Genomic DNA, 14400 nt, shown 5'->3' on the forward strand with positions numbered 1-14400 from the left:
GGTGGAGGCCTTGCGCAGGCCGTCGGCGGCGATGGTGCCCCATTCGGTGGCGATGCCGCCGGGTTCGATGATGACGACGTCGATGCCGAAGGGCTTGGTCTCCAGGCGGAGGCAGTCGCTGAGGGCTTCGAGGGCGAACTTGGTGCCGTGGTACCAGCCGCCGAGGGGGGTGTGGATCTTGCCGCCCATGGAGGTGACGTTGATGATGGTGCCGGACTTGCGGGCGCGCATGTGGGGCAGGGCGAGCTGGGCCAGGCGCATGGCGCCGAAGACGTTGACCTCGAACTGGTAGCGGCCCTCGGACAGGGGGACGTCCTCGATGGCGCCGTAGGAGCCGTAGCCGGCGTTGTTGACCAGGACGTCGATGCGTCCGGTCTCGGCGACGATGCGTGCGACGCCGGCCTGCATGGAGTCGTCGCTGGTGACGTCCATGGCAAGGGGACGGATGCCGCGGTCGGCCAGCTTCTGGAGGCGGTCGGTGCGGCGGGCGGCCGCGTAGACGGTGTAGCCGAGGGACTGGAGCTTGAGGGCGGTGGCTTCACCGATGCCGGAGGAGGCGCCGGTGACCAGAGCGGTCTTGGTCATGAGGGTTCCTGGAGGTAAGGTGAACTTGGGTTCATCAACTACTATGAACCTCGGTTCACGTTAATGCAAGTCCGGATCCGCAGACGTTCACCCGGTCGCCGCACCCACATGCAGGCACCCCGGACCCGGCCACCGTTCATCTGGAAAGTGAGGCCCCATGGCCCAGGCCCGAGCGCCCCGCGCTGACGCGGTCCGCAACCGTAAGAAGATCCTCGACGCCGCACGCGAACAGATCACCCTCAATGGACCCGACGCCGGCATGGACGAGATCGCAGCCGCCGCCGGCGTCGCGGTGGGGACCCTCTACCGTCACTTCCCCACCAAGACCGACCTGGTCAGCGCCGTCCTGGCCGAATACAGCGAGCACATCGCCGACGATGTCGAAGCGGCCCGCCAACGTGCGGCCGACGGAGCCCGCGCCCTCGACGAGATCACCGCCTTCCTGGCCCGCGTCGTCGAGGCCACCGCCACCAACCACGCCGTCAAAGCCGCCGCCGCGGGTCTCGGCGCCGCACACCTCGACCCCGAGGTCGAAGCCCGTGCCGGTACCGCGCTCGCCGACCTCATCAGCGCCGCCATCACCGACGGCGACATTCACGCCGATGTCACCGTCGATGACATCTACCTCTTGATCTCCACCGCCCCCACCGACCAACCCGCACCCAACCGCACCCGCTGGCTCACCCTCGTACTCACGGGCCTCACCACCCACACACGAAACGAGAGGGCCTGACACCGACCGCGCGAACTCCGGGGAAACCATCGAGCGGCTTCCCCGCGAGGTACGGGGTGCCGCATTGCCGGGACGGGCCGGAGGCGACGGTCGGCGGCAGCTCATGACCGGTTCGCCGAACGCGCGTGAGCCCACCGGCACACCAGGCGCGCAGACGATCCGACGACATGCCAGGGCCCAGATGGGCGCCTGGCTTACCGGTCATGGGGCCTGCGGCGCAGCCGGTATCGGTGAGTTCTCGGCGGCGCCGTGCGGACCCTGCCCACTCACACCCGGCGTCAGGTGAGGGATCCCGTCGTAGGCACCGAGGTCGTGGGCCGGGACGATGTGCATGAGGTCTTCGAGGGCGATCATCCGCAGCAGACCCTCACGCACGGAAACGGGATCCTTGTCGGCGAACTTCCGCATCAGCCACGGTCGCTCGACCCGGCGGCGGATACCGTCGAGCTGCCAGGTCAGATCGCCGACGAACGCGTACCGCTCACCGGAGGGCTCGGTCACGAAGACGATCACCGAGCCGGCCGTGTGGCCGGCGGCGAGCACGATGACCACGGAGCCGTCGCCGTGCACGTCGTGGCTGGCCGGGAAGCCGAGGTAAGGCCCGCTGCCGAAATCGTAGGAGTGGATTTCGTGGTCCTGGGACACGTGCCGGAAGACCTTGCTGTCCGGTTCGTCCGCCGCGTGTCGCCGCTCGGCCGCGTTCAGCCAGATGGGCGTTCCGTGGAGGCTGTCGAGGCCGCTCGTGTGGTCCCAGTGCGTGTGCGTGGGCACCACGCCGAGGAGCCGGCCGCGGTCGTAACCGACCGCGTCGAGCTGCTCGGCAGCCGTCCGGCCCGCCTCATGGGGAGAGCGCATGTACCAGGGAAGCATCGCGATGTGCCGCGGAAGGCCGACGCCGAAGCCCGCGTCGATCAGCAGGTCGCCCTTCGGGTGCCGCACCAGGATCGCGGACGCGGCGAACGGGCGTTTGTCACCGAATGAGCCGCCCCGAACGGCGAGTGCGGCCCGGGTCTCGTACGTACCGGTGGGCAGGTGGTAGACGCACACGCCCGCGGGCGGGTTCGCCTCCGGCAGCGGCCCCGTCCAGGCGGCGGGGGTGGCAAGAGAAGACATGGCAGGCTCGCATTCCGATCAAGTGATGGGACCCCGGTCCCGTCACCGTAACATGCGATGGGTCCGCGGTCCCATCACCTACGATGGACCCATGGGCAGATGGGAACCAGGCACTCGCGAACGACTACAGGACGCTGCCCTGGAGCTGTTCGAACACGGCTACGACAACACCACCGCCGCACAGATCGCCGAGCGGGCCGGGACGTCGAAAAGCACCTTCTTCCGCCACTTCACCGACAAACGCGAAGTGCTGTTCGCCGGCACGGGCGAGATCACCGACCGAGCCGTGGCTGCGATCGCCGCAATCCCGCCCGGAATCACGGCCTTCGACGTGGTCGACGAAGTCCTGCGGGCGATCATCCAGGTCTTCGACCCGGCCAAGCGCGCCTGGTACGGGCGGCGCCAGGCGGTTGTCGACCACAACCCCGAACTACGGGAGCGTGACCTGCTCAAACGGCAGTCCCAGAACGAGGCGATCACCACGGCCCTGCGCGAGAAGGGCCTGGACGGCCTCGCCCTGGATCTTGTCGTGGCCTTGATCGGGCTGGCCTCCCACGCGACCTACACCCGCTGGATCAAAGCCTCCGACGGCCAGGATGTCGCCGCCCTGGCCGCCGACGTGCTCGCCGAACTGCGCACCACCACAACCACGCTGAATCCCGGAGCCGCTACAGCTCGGCCGACTTCTCCGGACGCGGATGCGCGGCCCCGCGCATCGCCATGAGGGCTCCGGCCCGTACCACCTCGTGGTACGCCCCCTCGCCCGACGGCCACCGCCACGACGCCGCGTCCTTTCCGATCCCCGAACAGGCAGTACGAGCCGGGGCATGGAAGCACCGTGACCGACAGCGGTCGGCCCGGGACGGCGCCGCCAGGGGCTTGCCCGTGCAGCCGGAAATCCGCCGCGAGGTACGCGAGCCGTCAGGGACCGACCCGCGCGGCGACGACCTGACCGGACACGTAAGAGGCGGCATCGGAGAGGAGGAAGGCGACCACGGACGCGACCTCCTCCGGCTCCGCGGCCCGGCCGAGCGGCAGTCGCGCGAGTATCGCCGCCTGCGTCTTCTGGTCCACCGTGTCCACCCGCGGCGTTCGCGTGAACCCGGGCGCCACCGCGTTGATCCGCACCTTGTCGGCGACCAGGGCGAGCGCCGCACTGGCCGTGAACGACTCCAGCGCCGCCTTCGACGCGCCGTACGCCATCAGGTTGGGGTCGGGGCGCTGCGCCGCGACCGACGACACGTTGACGACGGCCCCACCGCCCCGCTCCCTCATGTCGTCCTTCAGCAGCCAGGTCAGTTCGAACGCCGCCTCCACGTTCGCGGCGAACATCTTCCGCCAGGTCTCGACGGTGAGCTGGGCGGGCGGCACGATCTGGGTGTACGCGGCGTTGTTGGCCAGGAGATCGACCGGCCCGAGCGCGGTCCGTGTGCGAGCGACGATGTCCGCGCAGGCTCCGGGTTCGGTGATGTCCGCCCGAACAAGGACCGCCCGTCCGCCGAGGTCACGGACAGCTTTCGCCGTGTGCCCGGCGGCTTCCTCGTCGTGGTGGTAGTTGATGGCGATGTCCGCGCCTCGGCGTGCCAGTTCGAGGGAGATGGCGGCGCCGATGCCCTTCCCGCCGCCGGTGACGAGGGCGACCCGGCCGTCGAACCACTGCTCGGTCGCCGTGATCGGCGTGGTGTCCGTCATCCGCCCGTCACCTCGCCAGGGGTGCCGCGTCGGGGTACAGAGTCCAGCCGCCTCCCGAACTGACCCAGCCTCCGGCAGCCCCGGTCCCGCCGTCCACGTCGAGTGTGACGCCGGTGACATAGCCCGCGCGATCGGAGCACAGGTAGAGCGCCGCGTCAGCGCAGTCCTCGGCGGCCCCCTCACGGCCGAGCGGGACGTAGCGCCTGATAGCGGCGTCGCGATCCGGGGGACGGGGCGGCAGGGCGTCGGGGTCGACGGGGCCCGTCAGGATTCCCCGGTTGCCCGCCGTCGCGGTGTGATCGGGTGCGAGCGCGTTCACCCGGATCCGGTGCTCCGCCAGTTCGACCGCCATCGTGCGGGTGAAGCTGATCACTCCTGCCTTGCAGGCGGCGTACACCGCGTACATGGGAGCGGCGCGCCGGCCCTCGATACTGGTGATGTTGAGTATCGAGCCGCCGCCGGACGAGGCGATCAGCGGAGCGGCGGCCGAGGTTGCCGCCAGCATGCTGACCAGGTTGATGTCGATGTGGCGACGCCAGCTGCGTTCACTCTGGTCCAGGAAGCGCCTGGCACGTACCCCGCCGGCGTTGTTGACCAGGATGTCCAGCCTGCCGAAGGTCCGGTGCGCTGTCGCGATCGCTGCGGTGAGGGCGGCGGTGTCCATCACGTCCGCCACGAGCGAGGTCGCCGCGCCACCGGCCTTCTCGGCCAGTCTCCTCGTCGCTTCGGCCCGCTCGAAGTCGATGTCGATCAGCCCGACCCGTACGCCCGCCCCCGCCAGGGCGACCGCGATGGCCTGCCCGATACCTGCGCCGGCTCCCGTCACCACCGCGACCTTGCCCTTCAGGCCCAACTCGAATGTCATGACCCGCTCCTCTCCGACCGGCATGTCTCGATCACCTCGCGTCCGTAGAGCTTGAGCGCCGCGACGGCTTCGTCCACGCTGCTTCCGGGCACCCGGACGACGAACCAGGTGGCTCCGGCGCCGGCCAGTTCTCCGAGGTGTGAACGGTGGGAGGGGTACGCGCCCTCTTCGGTACCGATGTCACTGTGCGGGGTCTGCACCTGCACCTCGATGGATGCCGGGTCGCGTCCCGCCTGTGCCGCGAAGTGACGCAACTCGTCGACCGCCGCCGCCAGGTCCGCCGGGGTGGACAGCGTCGCGGTCCGAGTGGTGGCCGCCATGTCCGCGCCGTTGAGCAGCGGCGACCAGCCCTGCGCCGCACGAGCGGCCCGGCGGCGCGCGTTGCGCCCGTTGCCACCGATCCAGACGGGAGGATGAGGCAGTTGCACGGGCCCAGGCGTGCTCACCGTCCCGCGCGCGGTGTGACGCAAGCCCTCGCCGGAGTACGACTTGCCCGTCCACAGATCCCGCAGCACGTCGAGGGTCTCGTCGAACAGTTCACCACGACGCTCGAAGTCCACATGGAGCGCGTTGAACTCCGAGCGGAGATAGCCCCCGCCGGCACAGATCGTCAGTCGGCCGCCGGAGAGCCGGTCCACCGTGGCGATCCGCTTCGCCGCCGCCAGCGGGCTGTGATACGGCAGCACCATCAGGTACGTCATCAGCCGCAGCCGGTCGGTGACCGCCGCGCAGTAGGCGAGGGCGTCGAGCGGATCCAGGGTCGCGTGACCGCCCAGGGCAAGCCACTTGGCCGACGGCGCGGGGTGCTCGGTGAACGCGATCGCGTCGAAGCCGGCCTCCTCCGCAGCGCGGGCAAAGGTCCGCAGACCCTCGGGTCCGTACAGCTCCGGCGCACAGCCAGGCTTCCCTATCGGGTGTTCGACGGTGAACCTCACGGCATCCCTCACTCAACCAGCCACGGTCGTAGCTAACGAAGTTATTTATGTTAACAGCTCCCTCCACCGAGCCAGTGGTTTGAAAATGATGTTTTCAATCTGCACCCCGAGCACCGACCCGAGCTATGTGGCCAGCGCCGGGCCAGCGGGGTGTTGACAGGCGTCAGGTGGCGAGGCAACGTTGAAAACGTCATTTTCACCAGGCAGGGCCGCACATCACGAACCGCGCACAAGGAGACAGCCATGACGAAGATCTGGGCGAACTCGGGTGACTCGCACTTCATGGAGCCGGATGACCTGTGGCGCAGCAACGCGCCCAAGCACTTGGCCGAGCTGATGCCGTACAGCGTCAAGGACCCCGACGGCAGGTGGGAGACCGTCCACATCGACGGCATGTCCTTCCGCCGCGCCACTCCGCCGCCGGCGGCTCAGGAGTTCCGGGAGGCGTCCAACCGGGCGCCCGGCGCTCGCGATGTCACCCTGCGCATGAAGGACCTCGACAACGAGGGCATCTGGGGCGAGCTGGTCTTCCCGTCACTGGGTCTGTGGAGCTCGTCGTTCCGCACACCTGAGGCGCTGCGGGAGGCACTGCGGGTGAGTAACGACTGGTCCTGGGAGACCATCGACCAGGCTTCCGAACGGCTGGTGGCAACCGCCCAGGTGTCCACGCTGGACATCGGGGACGCCGTCCGCGAGCTGGAGCGGACAGCGGAAATGGGATTCCGGGCGCTGTTCCTGCCCGTCAGGCCGCATCCCCTCCAGAAGGACTACAACGACGACGCGTGGGAGCCCCTCTGGGCCGCCGCGGAGGCGGCGAACATGGTGCTGGCCTTCCACATCGGCACCGACCCGGTGGACCTCTCCACCGGCGCCATGGCCGGCGTCGTGTACCGGGGCCCCGGCGGCGCGGTGCTGAACTACACCGAGACCACGTTCGGCGGTCAGCGAGCGGTGGTCAAGATGGTCGCCTCCGGTGCGCTCGACCGTCACCCCGGCCTGAAGGTGCTGGTCGCGGAGGGCGGTGCCACATGGGTGCCGTTCATCGCCGACCGCATCGAGGAGGGTTACCGGCAGCACGCCGCGATGGTCCGCCCGAAGCTCAAGCGGTCCCCGCGGGAGATCATCTACTCGCAGGTCTACGCGTCCTTCCAGCACGACCAGACCGCCGTCGCCGCCGCCACGTCCATGGGCTACGACAACGTCATGTGGGGCAGCGACTACCCGCACATGGAGGGCACCTTCGGACACACCCAGGAGACCCTGCACGGCCTCTTCGACGGGGTCGACGCCAAGGTCAGGGAGCGCATCACCACCGGAGTCTTCGCCGAACTGTTCCCCCACGTGCCCCCGCTGCCCGCGGCCGCCAAGGGAGCCTGAGCCATGTCCGACAACGTGATGTACGACTCCCCCACCGAGTTCCTGCACGACGTGGCCAGTGCAGGCGCCTGCGTGGCTCAGTCGGTCATACCGCGCGACGAGGGCGGCTATGTGTGCGCCTGCTCCTGCGAGCGATGGGAGGTCGTCGCCATGAGCAGGGAGGAGGGCCTGCGTCTGGCCCGGGAGCACACCGGGTCATCCGCGGATTGAACACCTCGCCGGGAGTGGCCGGTTCATGGTCCGGCCACTCCCCGTGAGCCGGGGGTGCGGCTATCCGACCACTCCCCGTTCACGCAGCCCGGCGATCGCGTGCCTGTCGTATCCGAGTTCCCGCAGGATGCTGTCGGTGTGGTCCCCCGCGAGGCAGGCCCCCAGGGCCCGGGTGGCCGAACGCGAGAACTGGACCGTAGGCGCGAGCCGGAGGTGCTCGTCGAAGACGGGGCTCACGACCGTGGTGGCGTACTCGGCCGCCAGCGACGGGTCGGTCTGCACCAGTCTTTCCGGCGCCTGCTCTGTCACCGCGACGCAGCCGACGTCGGCTGCGGTGAGCCGCGCCTCCCAGTCGGCTGCGGGCAGCCGGGTGAAGACCCGCGACAGAACCTCGGCCAGCTCCGTGTCGTGAACGGCGCGCTGCCCGGCCGAGACGAAGCGGGAGTCGTCGGCCAGGGGGACCTCGGCGGCCAGGGCCTCGGCCAGCGGCGACCACTCGTCAGCGGCCGGGGCAGCGAGGAAGACCCAGCCGTCGGCAGCACGATAGAGACGGTACAGAGCGCTGTGGCCGTACCCTTCGGCGTCGACTGCGGGCAGGGGAGGACGGTCCGCGTAGTCGACGTTCCAGTCGGCGAGGGGATGGGCCGCGGTCGCGAGCATCGTGGTCGTCAGCGCTCCGAGCGGGCAGCGCCTGGCACGTGCGACCAGGCCGAGGAGCATCGCCGAGGCCACACCGAGCGCGGAGACGCCGTCGGACTGCAGACTCGCGCGGGCGGCGGCGGCGTAGAGACGGGGCACCGACGCGCTGACCTCCTCCGGATCACCGCTGACCTCGGTGACGTACGGAGCCTCCGCAAGCGCGAAGCCGCTGGCGGCGCCGATCGAGGCCGCGTACGCGGGCCGGTGACCGTACGGGCCGTCGGTGCCGTATCCCGCCGCGTTGAGATAGACCAGGTCGGGGTTGAGTGCCCTGAGTGTCGCCTCGTCGACACCGATGCGCTCGGCGGCACCGGCGCGGAATGACTGGAGCACGACGTCACTACGGCGGACCAGCTCGTGGGCGATCCGGCGCCCCTCCTCCGTCCGCAGGTCGAGGCAGATGCTCTCCTTGCCCAGCATGGCCTTCGCTCCCCCGGCCTCCGGAAAGGCCACCGCACGACGGATGGGGTCGCCGTCGAGACTCTCCACCTTGATCACGCGGGCTCCGAGATCGGTCAGGAGCGTGGCGCCGTACGGGCCCGCGTACATCAGGGCGAACTCCACCACGGTCACGCCGTCCAGCGGCAGGCGGACCGGCACCGCGCCGGCCGCCGGTGGCGTCGGCGGCACGGCGGTCGCAGCGCGGGCCGCCTCACCGTGCTCGTCCAGGCGCGGCGCGGGCCGCAGCGGCGTGAGGGGACGGTCGTCCGAGTGCACCAGGCTGGTCAGCTGCCGGACGGGGCCGAGGTCGCGATCGTCGACCACACCCACCCGTCCGTCGTGCCGCAGTTGCGGATGGTCGAACACCTCGGAGGCGGTTCGGTAGGCCTCGGCGTTGACGTCGGGGTTGCTCTCGAATACCTGTTTCCACTCGGCGTAGGTGCGCTCCCCCACCTTGTCGAGCATGGTCTTCCAGTGCTCGGTGCGGAGTTCCTGTGTTTCGAGTGCGGGTAGCGACTTCCATCGGGGGTCGTCGTAGCGCCACCCCAGCCCGAGTTCCTCCATCAGTGCCCGGAAGAGCCCCTGTCCGGCCTGGGCGAACTGCAGCCATCGGCCGTCCTTGGTGAGTGCCGCGAGCAGCCCCAGCGCCATGGGGGACTGCGGCTGTCCGTCGTCGGTGTAGGCGTCGACGACGTTGAAGGATCCCGGCCACCGGATGCCGACCAGTTCGGTGAACCAGTTCCAGGTGTCGAGGGTGGAGACACCGCGCACCAGGTCCGCCTCGACGTGCTGGCCGCGTCCGCTGCTCTCCCGCTCCAGGAGGGCGGCGAGGATGCCGTGCACGGCGGTCTGGGCGGCCCCCCAGCTGGCATACGGTGCGGCGACGAAGGCAGGCCCTGGCCGGCCGACGATGTTCCGCTTGACGTGGAACATCCCGAGCTTGGCCATCACCAGCCCCTCATAGCCCTTGAGGTGTGTCCAGGGGCCCGAGGACCCCCAGCCGGTGATGGCCGCGCTGACCAGCCGCGGATTGACGGCCGCCAGGGACTCGGGCGTCAGACCCAGGTGAGCGGCGGCCGCGGGCCGCATCGTGGTGACCGCGACATCGGCACCGGCGACCAGGCGGTCGATCACCTTGCGGTCGGATTCGGCGTGCATGTCGAGCACGACGCTGCGCTTCCCCCGGCCGAGAGCAGGCCAGCCGGGCCTGGACCGCAACGGACTGCCGCCCGGCGGTTCCACACAGAGCACGTCAGCACCGGCGTCCGCGAGGAACTGCGTGGCCAGTGCCCCGGGAAGGGTCGTGGAGAGATCGATGACCGCGATGCCCGCGAGCGGGCCCCCGTCAGAGACATCTTCGCTGTCCCGACGACGGAAAGATGCGTCGCCCATGTTTCGCCCCATTTCGCCGAGGTGCCCGCCTCGCAGGTGACACGACCCGCAAGAACACTAACGTAGTTATCTATGTAAGCGGGTCGATCGAGGCCAGACAAGAGCCCAGCCCGGAGGAGACGGACGACGCGGGGTGCGTCACTCCAGGATGTCGATGACCCTCGTCGCCTCGCTGCCGGCCAACACCAGCTCGTCGGCGACCGCCAAGTGCTTGCGCCAGAACGCCTCCGCCGCATCACCGTCACCCGAGCGCACCAAGTTCACCAGCTTCTCATAGGCGCGCACGGCCCGGTTGTTGTACTGACGGCTCAGACTGGGCGTGTTCTCGCGGCGAGCCCGGACCACGATCTGCGACTGGCGCAGGATGATCTCGTACACCATCCCCGCCATGACAGCCAGGGTCTGGTTGCCGGAGAGCTGGACCAGACGCAGGTGGAACTGGGCGGCACCCACGGCGAACCGGTCGACGTCGTCCAGATTGGCCCGCTCCTCCTCCAGCACCTGCTCCAGGGCCGCATACTTCTCCTCGTCCCCGTCGAGCGCGAGCAGCCGTGCGGCCGGCGGCTCGATCGCGCTGCGCGCCACGTAGACATCGGCAAGCGTGGCCCCCCCGAGCTGAAGCTGAAGCGCGGCGGGCCGAGCGACGGCCTCCGGCCCGGGTACCGTCACCCGGGCACCGGTACGCGAACCGCGCCTCAGTTCGACAAGCCCTTCGGACTCAAGGACCCTGACAGCTTCCCGCAGGGTCGGGCGGGACACGTTGAAGTGCGCCAGCAGTTCCGGCTCGTGGGGCAGGAAGTCGCCGCTCTTGAGTTCACCGTCGACGATCATGCGGCGCAGCCGCCGGGCGACCAGCTCACCGGTCTTCGGCGCCCGCACGCCGTTGGCCGAGGTCACCGCTCCACCATTGTTCCAGTTCACACCGTCAGGACGCCGGTCGTCCGACCCCGCCATAGGTTCCACCCTCACTGTTTCGCTGTGATCCGAGGCCGCCGCACGCACGGAGACACCTGGGTTACGTCATTTACGAGGATAGCTATCTCGCCGGACCGCGGATGTCCCACTCAGCGGACCCCACGCCGACCCGCCGATACCGCCGCAACCGCCTTCCCCGCTATGCGGAACTCGTGCGGCGATCCCTTGCTGACAGCACTCGACCGGAACTACCCTGGATTAACATGGTGAACTAAGAACCCTAAGTCGGTGGTGCTCTATAAGGCCGCCAAGGAGAGGCACCCATGGCCCTTCAACCCCCCGACACCGCGATCGTCGGGGTCGGCGCAACCCCGTACTACCCGCGCGGCGAGTCCCACCCGCAGACCATCACCGAGCTGGCGGGCAGGGCGATCCTGGCGGCCTGCGAGGACGCCGGACTGTCGGTCAAGGACATCGACGGCTTCGCCTACTACTCCATGGCGGGCGGTGGCTACGGCCGGTCCATGGACACGGCCTCCCTGATGGAGACCCTCGGCATCCCCGAGGTGACCTTCACCGCCTCGCTGACCGCGGGCGGGGGCGGCTCGGCCGGCTCGATCGGCCTCGCCAGAGCCGCCATCGTGGCAGGCGACGCGACCTGCGTCGTCAGTGTGATGGCTCTGCAGCAGCTTCCCCAGTACCGCCTGGGCGGAGTCTTCGGCAAAGCCGAGCCGACGCCTGAGAAGTCGTTCATCCAGCCCGCGGGACTCACCGGCCCCGGGCATCTGATGTCGGTACTGGCACGCCGTCACATGCATGTGTACGGCACCCGCCGCGAGGCCTTCGCCGAGGTCGCCATCTCCACGCGGGAGAACGCGCTCACGCGTCCCACCGCACTACGGCGGACACCGCTCACCCTCGACGACTACTTCAACGCCCGGATGATCGCCGAGCCGCTGTGCCTGTACGACTTCTGCATGGAGACCGACGGCGCCGTCGCCGTCCTCACCACCAGTCTGGAACGCGCCCGTGACCTGCGCCAGAAGCCGGTTCCGGTCATCGCGGCCGCGCACGGCGGCCGACGGGAGTGGGGACGGGGGTTCAGCTGGATGGGCATGCCTGAGGAGACCTTCGCCTCCGCCGGCCACGCGGCGGTTGCCGACCGGCTCTACGGCAAGGCGGGGGTCGGCCCTGACGACATCGACGTGGCTCTCCTCTACGACCACTTCACGCCCATGGTCGTGATGCAACTGGAGGACTACGGCTTCTGTCCCAAGGGCGAGGGTGGCGCCTTCGTGGAGAGCGGAGCCATCCGCTACAAGGGCGGCTCCATCCCCGTCAACACGCACGGCGGACATCTCTCGGAGGGCTACGTGATCGGCATGACCCATGTGCGGGAGGCGGTGGAGCAGATGCGCGGCACCGCGGTGAACCAGGTTCCGGATGCGGAGCTGGCCCTGGTCAGCGGTGGTCCGGCGACCATTCCGGTCAGCGGCCTGATCCTGGGGCGCGACGCATGAGCGCCGTCCTGTCCCGGGCGCTGCCCCCCGAGCGGGTGCAGATCGCCACCGACCACGTCACCGAGCCGTTCTGGCAGGCGGCCCGGGAACGTCGGCTGACCGCCCCGCGCTGCGCGGACTGCGGTCACTTCCGGCTGCCGCCGACCCCGTTCTGCCCGGAGTGCCAGTCACAGAAGGTCGACTGGGTTCAGCTGTCGGGCCGGGCAAGCGTCTTCAGCTTCTCCGTCGTCCGCAACATCCCCGGACTGGACGACGCCGTGGTGGTGGCGGCCGTCGTCGATCTGCCCGACGCTCCGGGTGCCCGGCTCGTCAGCAACGTGATCGACGCCGATCCCGACGAGGTGCGGATCGGCATGGAACTCATTGTGGATTTCTCTCCCGTGTCGGACGGCTGGCTGCTTCCGGTCTTCCGTCCCTTCACCCCTGCTGCGGAAGGCAAGGAAGGCTGACCAGCATGACCACCCATTCCGAACTCGCTCCGGTGACCGAGCGTGGCCTTTTCATCGACGGGACCTGGCGACCCTCTTCCGACGGCCGTTACGAGGAGGTCGTCAACCCCGCGACCCGGCAGGTCTTCGGCCGGGCAGCGCTGGCGAGCCCCGACGACCTGGATGATGCGGTGGCGGCCGCACGCCGTGCCTTCGACAGCGGACCGTGGCCCCGGATGACGCTCGCCGAGCGCGCCTCGGCCATGATCAGACTGGCGGAGGAGCTCGAACGCGACGTCGAGCCACTGACCCAGGTGGCGCTGGCCGAGACCGGCCTCGCCGTCGCGATGTGCCGCGACGGGGCGCAGGGGATCCCGCAGTTCCTGCGCTATGCCGCGGGGCTCGCCGAGACCATCGCGGTCACCGAGGAACGCACCGCCGCCTCCGGTGCGAAGGTGCTGGTGGAGAAGGTGCCGGTCGGGGTCGTCGCCGCCTTCATCCCGTGGAACGCCCCGCTGAAGCTGGCCGCGTTCAAGGTGCCCTCCGCGCTGCTGGCGGGCTGCACCCTGGTCCTCAAGCCGTCCCCCGAGTCCCCGCTGAGCCTCCACTACCTGGCGGACGCGGCGGTGCGTGCCGGGCTGCCGGAGGGCGTCATCAACATCATCGCGGCCGACACCGAAGTCTCCCAGGCGCTGGTCAAGCACCCCGGGGTGGACAAGATCTCCTTCACCGGCAGCACGGCCGTCGGCAAGAGCATCGCCGCGTCGGCCGCCGACTCTCTCAAGCGGGTCACGCTGGAACTGGGCGGCAAGTCCGCAGCCCTGGTGCTGGACGACGCACCCGTGGACCTGGTCGCAGGCTCCATGGCCTTCGTCCTGCCGCTCAACAACGGGGCCATCTGCGCCATGCCCAGCCGCCTGGTGGTCAGCGAGCGCCGCAAGGACGAGATCGTCGGCGCGCTGGCGACGGCGCTGGAGAAGACCGTCGTAGGAGACCCTGCCGACCCGGCCACCCAGCTCGGTCCCATGATCAATGAGCAGCACTTCAACCGGGTGATGGGCTTCATCGACTCCGCACGTGCCGAGGGCGGCACCATCGTCACCGGTGGTGGGCGACCGGAGGGGATGGAGGACGGCCTGTACATCTCCCCCACCGTCATCACCGACGTGTCGCCCGACTCGACGGCGGCCCAGGAGGAGATCTTCGGCCCTGTCCTCACCGTGCTGACGTACCGGGACGAGGACGAAGCCGTCGAGATCGCCAACAACTCCAAGTACGGTCTGGCCGGCGCCGTCTACAGCGGTGACCGTGACCGAGCCCTGGAGTTCGCCCGGCGCATCCGCACCGGCACCGTCGCCGTGAACAGCCCCATCGGCACCGACCCGGCCATCCCCTGCGGCGGGTTCAAGGCGTCCGGCTACGGCCGGGAGCTCGGCCCCGAGGGCATCGACGACTTCGTGGAGACGCGCTCGGTCTTTCTCTGATCCGAGTGCAT

14 protein-coding genes are annotated in these 14400 nt (G+C 69.5%); 7 read left to right on the forward strand and 7 right to left on the reverse strand.

Features of this window, described 5'->3' with window-relative positions; all coding sequences use genetic code 11:
- Positions 1-585: oxidoreductase (locus ACFWPS_RS27195; protein WP_383708969.1), on the reverse strand; the 585-nt coding region annotated here is incomplete at its 3' end.
- A gap of 157 nt (positions 586-742) precedes the next feature.
- On the opposite strand from ACFWPS_RS27195, the gene ACFWPS_RS27200 reads away from it, so the two are divergent.
- Positions 743-1318, forward strand: coding sequence for a TetR/AcrR family transcriptional regulator (locus ACFWPS_RS27200; protein ID WP_383708971.1), 576 nt, complete (start codon positions 743-745; stop codon positions 1316-1318).
- Between the two features lie 201 nt (positions 1319-1519).
- Here ACFWPS_RS27200 and ACFWPS_RS27205 read toward each other — a convergent pair whose 3' ends face one another.
- A complete protein-coding gene (locus tag ACFWPS_RS27205; RefSeq protein ID WP_383708973.1) occupies positions 1520-2431 on the reverse strand; it encodes an MBL fold metallo-hydrolase in 912 nt (303 codons plus the stop codon).
- Positions 2432-2522: 91 nt separating this feature from the next.
- Between ACFWPS_RS27205 and ACFWPS_RS27210 the strand changes: the two genes are divergently transcribed.
- Positions 2523-3155 carry a TetR/AcrR family transcriptional regulator gene (locus ACFWPS_RS27210; RefSeq protein WP_383708975.1) on the forward strand — a complete coding sequence of 211 codons (633 nt, stop codon included), beginning with the start codon at positions 2523-2525 and terminating at the stop codon, positions 3153-3155.
- Positions 3156-3352: 197 nt separating this feature from the next.
- Here the strand turns inward: ACFWPS_RS27210 and ACFWPS_RS27215 are convergent, their stop codons facing one another.
- Genes ACFWPS_RS27215 through ACFWPS_RS27225 form a run of 3 tightly spaced genes read right to left on the reverse strand, consistent with a single transcriptional unit; the run spans position 3353 to position 5923 of the window.
- Positions 3353-4123 (reverse strand): SDR family NAD(P)-dependent oxidoreductase, encoded by a 771-nt coding sequence (locus ACFWPS_RS27215; protein ID WP_383708977.1) that lies wholly within the window; start codon positions 4121-4123, stop codon positions 3353-3355.
- A gap of 7 nt (positions 4124-4130) precedes the next feature.
- The gene (locus tag ACFWPS_RS27220; RefSeq protein ID WP_383708979.1) at positions 4131-4988 is read right to left on the reverse strand and encodes an SDR family NAD(P)-dependent oxidoreductase; all 858 of its coding nucleotides are present in this window, start codon (positions 4986-4988) and stop codon (positions 4131-4133) included.
- A complete protein-coding gene (locus tag ACFWPS_RS27225) occupies positions 4985-5923 on the reverse strand; it encodes an LLM class F420-dependent oxidoreductase (protein ID WP_383708981.1) in 939 nt (312 codons plus the stop codon). The genes ACFWPS_RS27220 and ACFWPS_RS27225 overlap by 4 nt, the downstream gene beginning before the upstream one ends.
- 243 nt (positions 5924-6166) lie before the next feature.
- Here ACFWPS_RS27225 and ACFWPS_RS27230 point away from each other — a divergent pair, with 243 nt between their 5' ends.
- Together ACFWPS_RS27230 and ACFWPS_RS27235 are read left to right on the forward strand one after the other, a co-directional pair.
- Positions 6167-7300: an amidohydrolase family protein gene (locus ACFWPS_RS27230; RefSeq protein WP_383708983.1), complete on the forward strand. Its 1134-nt coding sequence runs from the start codon at positions 6167-6169 to the stop codon at positions 7298-7300.
- Between the two features lie 3 nt (positions 7301-7303).
- Positions 7304-7510, forward strand: coding sequence for a hypothetical protein (locus ACFWPS_RS27235; protein WP_383708985.1), 207 nt, complete (start codon positions 7304-7306; stop codon positions 7508-7510).
- A gap of 60 nt (positions 7511-7570) precedes the next feature.
- On the opposite strand, the gene ACFWPS_RS27240 is transcribed toward ACFWPS_RS27235, so the two are convergent.
- Positions 7571-10042, reverse strand: a complete 2472-nt coding sequence (locus tag ACFWPS_RS27240) for a CaiB/BaiF CoA transferase family protein (protein ID WP_383708987.1) — start codon at positions 10040-10042, stop codon at positions 7571-7573.
- A gap of 138 nt (positions 10043-10180) precedes the next feature.
- Entirely contained in the window at positions 10181-11044 is an 864-nt protein-coding gene (locus ACFWPS_RS27245; protein ID WP_383708989.1) for a FadR/GntR family transcriptional regulator, read from the reverse strand.
- A 236-nt stretch (positions 11045-11280) separates the two neighbouring features.
- Between ACFWPS_RS27245 and ACFWPS_RS27250 the strand changes: the two genes are divergently transcribed.
- Genes ACFWPS_RS27250 through ACFWPS_RS27260 form a run of 3 tightly spaced genes read left to right on the forward strand, consistent with a single transcriptional unit; the run spans position 11281 to position 14389 of the window.
- On the forward strand, positions 11281-12477 hold the full coding sequence (locus ACFWPS_RS27250; RefSeq protein WP_383708991.1) for a lipid-transfer protein: 1197 nt from the start codon (positions 11281-11283) through the stop codon (positions 12475-12477).
- Complete coding sequence (locus ACFWPS_RS27255) at positions 12474-12926, forward strand: Zn-ribbon domain-containing OB-fold protein (protein WP_383708993.1); 453 nt, start codon at positions 12474-12476, stop codon at positions 12924-12926. Before ACFWPS_RS27250 ends, ACFWPS_RS27255 begins: the two co-directional genes overlap by 4 nt.
- Positions 12927-12931: 5 nt before the next feature.
- Positions 12932-14389, forward strand: a complete 1458-nt coding sequence (locus ACFWPS_RS27260; RefSeq protein ID WP_383708995.1) for an aldehyde dehydrogenase — start codon at positions 12932-12934, stop codon at positions 14387-14389.
- Positions 14390-14400 lie beyond the last annotated feature (11 nt).

The sequence above is a fragment of the Streptomyces sp. NPDC058457 genome (genome assembly GCF_042720695.1).
GTDB lineage: Bacteria > Actinomycetota > Actinomycetes > Streptomycetales > Streptomycetaceae > Streptomyces.

Coding starts and splice junctions, on each gene's coding strand:
- ACFWPS_RS27230 (WP_383708983.1), top strand. CDS start 6,167: ATGACGAAGATCTGGGCGAACTCGGGTGACTCGCACTTCATGGAGCCG.
- ACFWPS_RS27255 (WP_383708993.1), top strand. CDS start 12,474: ATGAGCGCCGTCCTGTCCCGGGCGCTGCCCCCCGAGCGGGTGCAGATC.
- ACFWPS_RS27220 (WP_383708979.1), bottom strand. CDS start 4,988: ATGACATTCGAGTTGGGCCTGAAGGGCAAGGTCGCGGTGGTGACGGGA.
- ACFWPS_RS27210 (WP_383708975.1), top strand. CDS start 2,523: ATGGGCAGATGGGAACCAGGCACTCGCGAACGACTACAGGACGCTGCC.
- ACFWPS_RS27250 (WP_383708991.1), top strand. CDS start 11,281: ATGGCCCTTCAACCCCCCGACACCGCGATCGTCGGGGTCGGCGCAACC.
- ACFWPS_RS27205 (WP_383708973.1), bottom strand. CDS start 2,431: ATGTCTTCTCTTGCCACCCCCGCCGCCTGGACGGGGCCGCTGCCGGAG.
- ACFWPS_RS27260 (WP_383708995.1), top strand. CDS start 12,932: ATGACCACCCATTCCGAACTCGCTCCGGTGACCGAGCGTGGCCTTTTC.
- ACFWPS_RS27240 (WP_383708987.1), bottom strand. CDS start 10,042: ATGGGCGACGCATCTTTCCGTCGTCGGGACAGCGAAGATGTCTCTGAC.
- ACFWPS_RS27215 (WP_383708977.1), bottom strand. CDS start 4,123: ATGACGGACACCACGCCGATCACGGCGACCGAGCAGTGGTTCGACGGC.
- ACFWPS_RS27235 (WP_383708985.1), top strand. CDS start 7,304: ATGTCCGACAACGTGATGTACGACTCCCCCACCGAGTTCCTGCACGAC.
- ACFWPS_RS27200 (WP_383708971.1), top strand. CDS start 743: ATGGCCCAGGCCCGAGCGCCCCGCGCTGACGCGGTCCGCAACCGTAAG.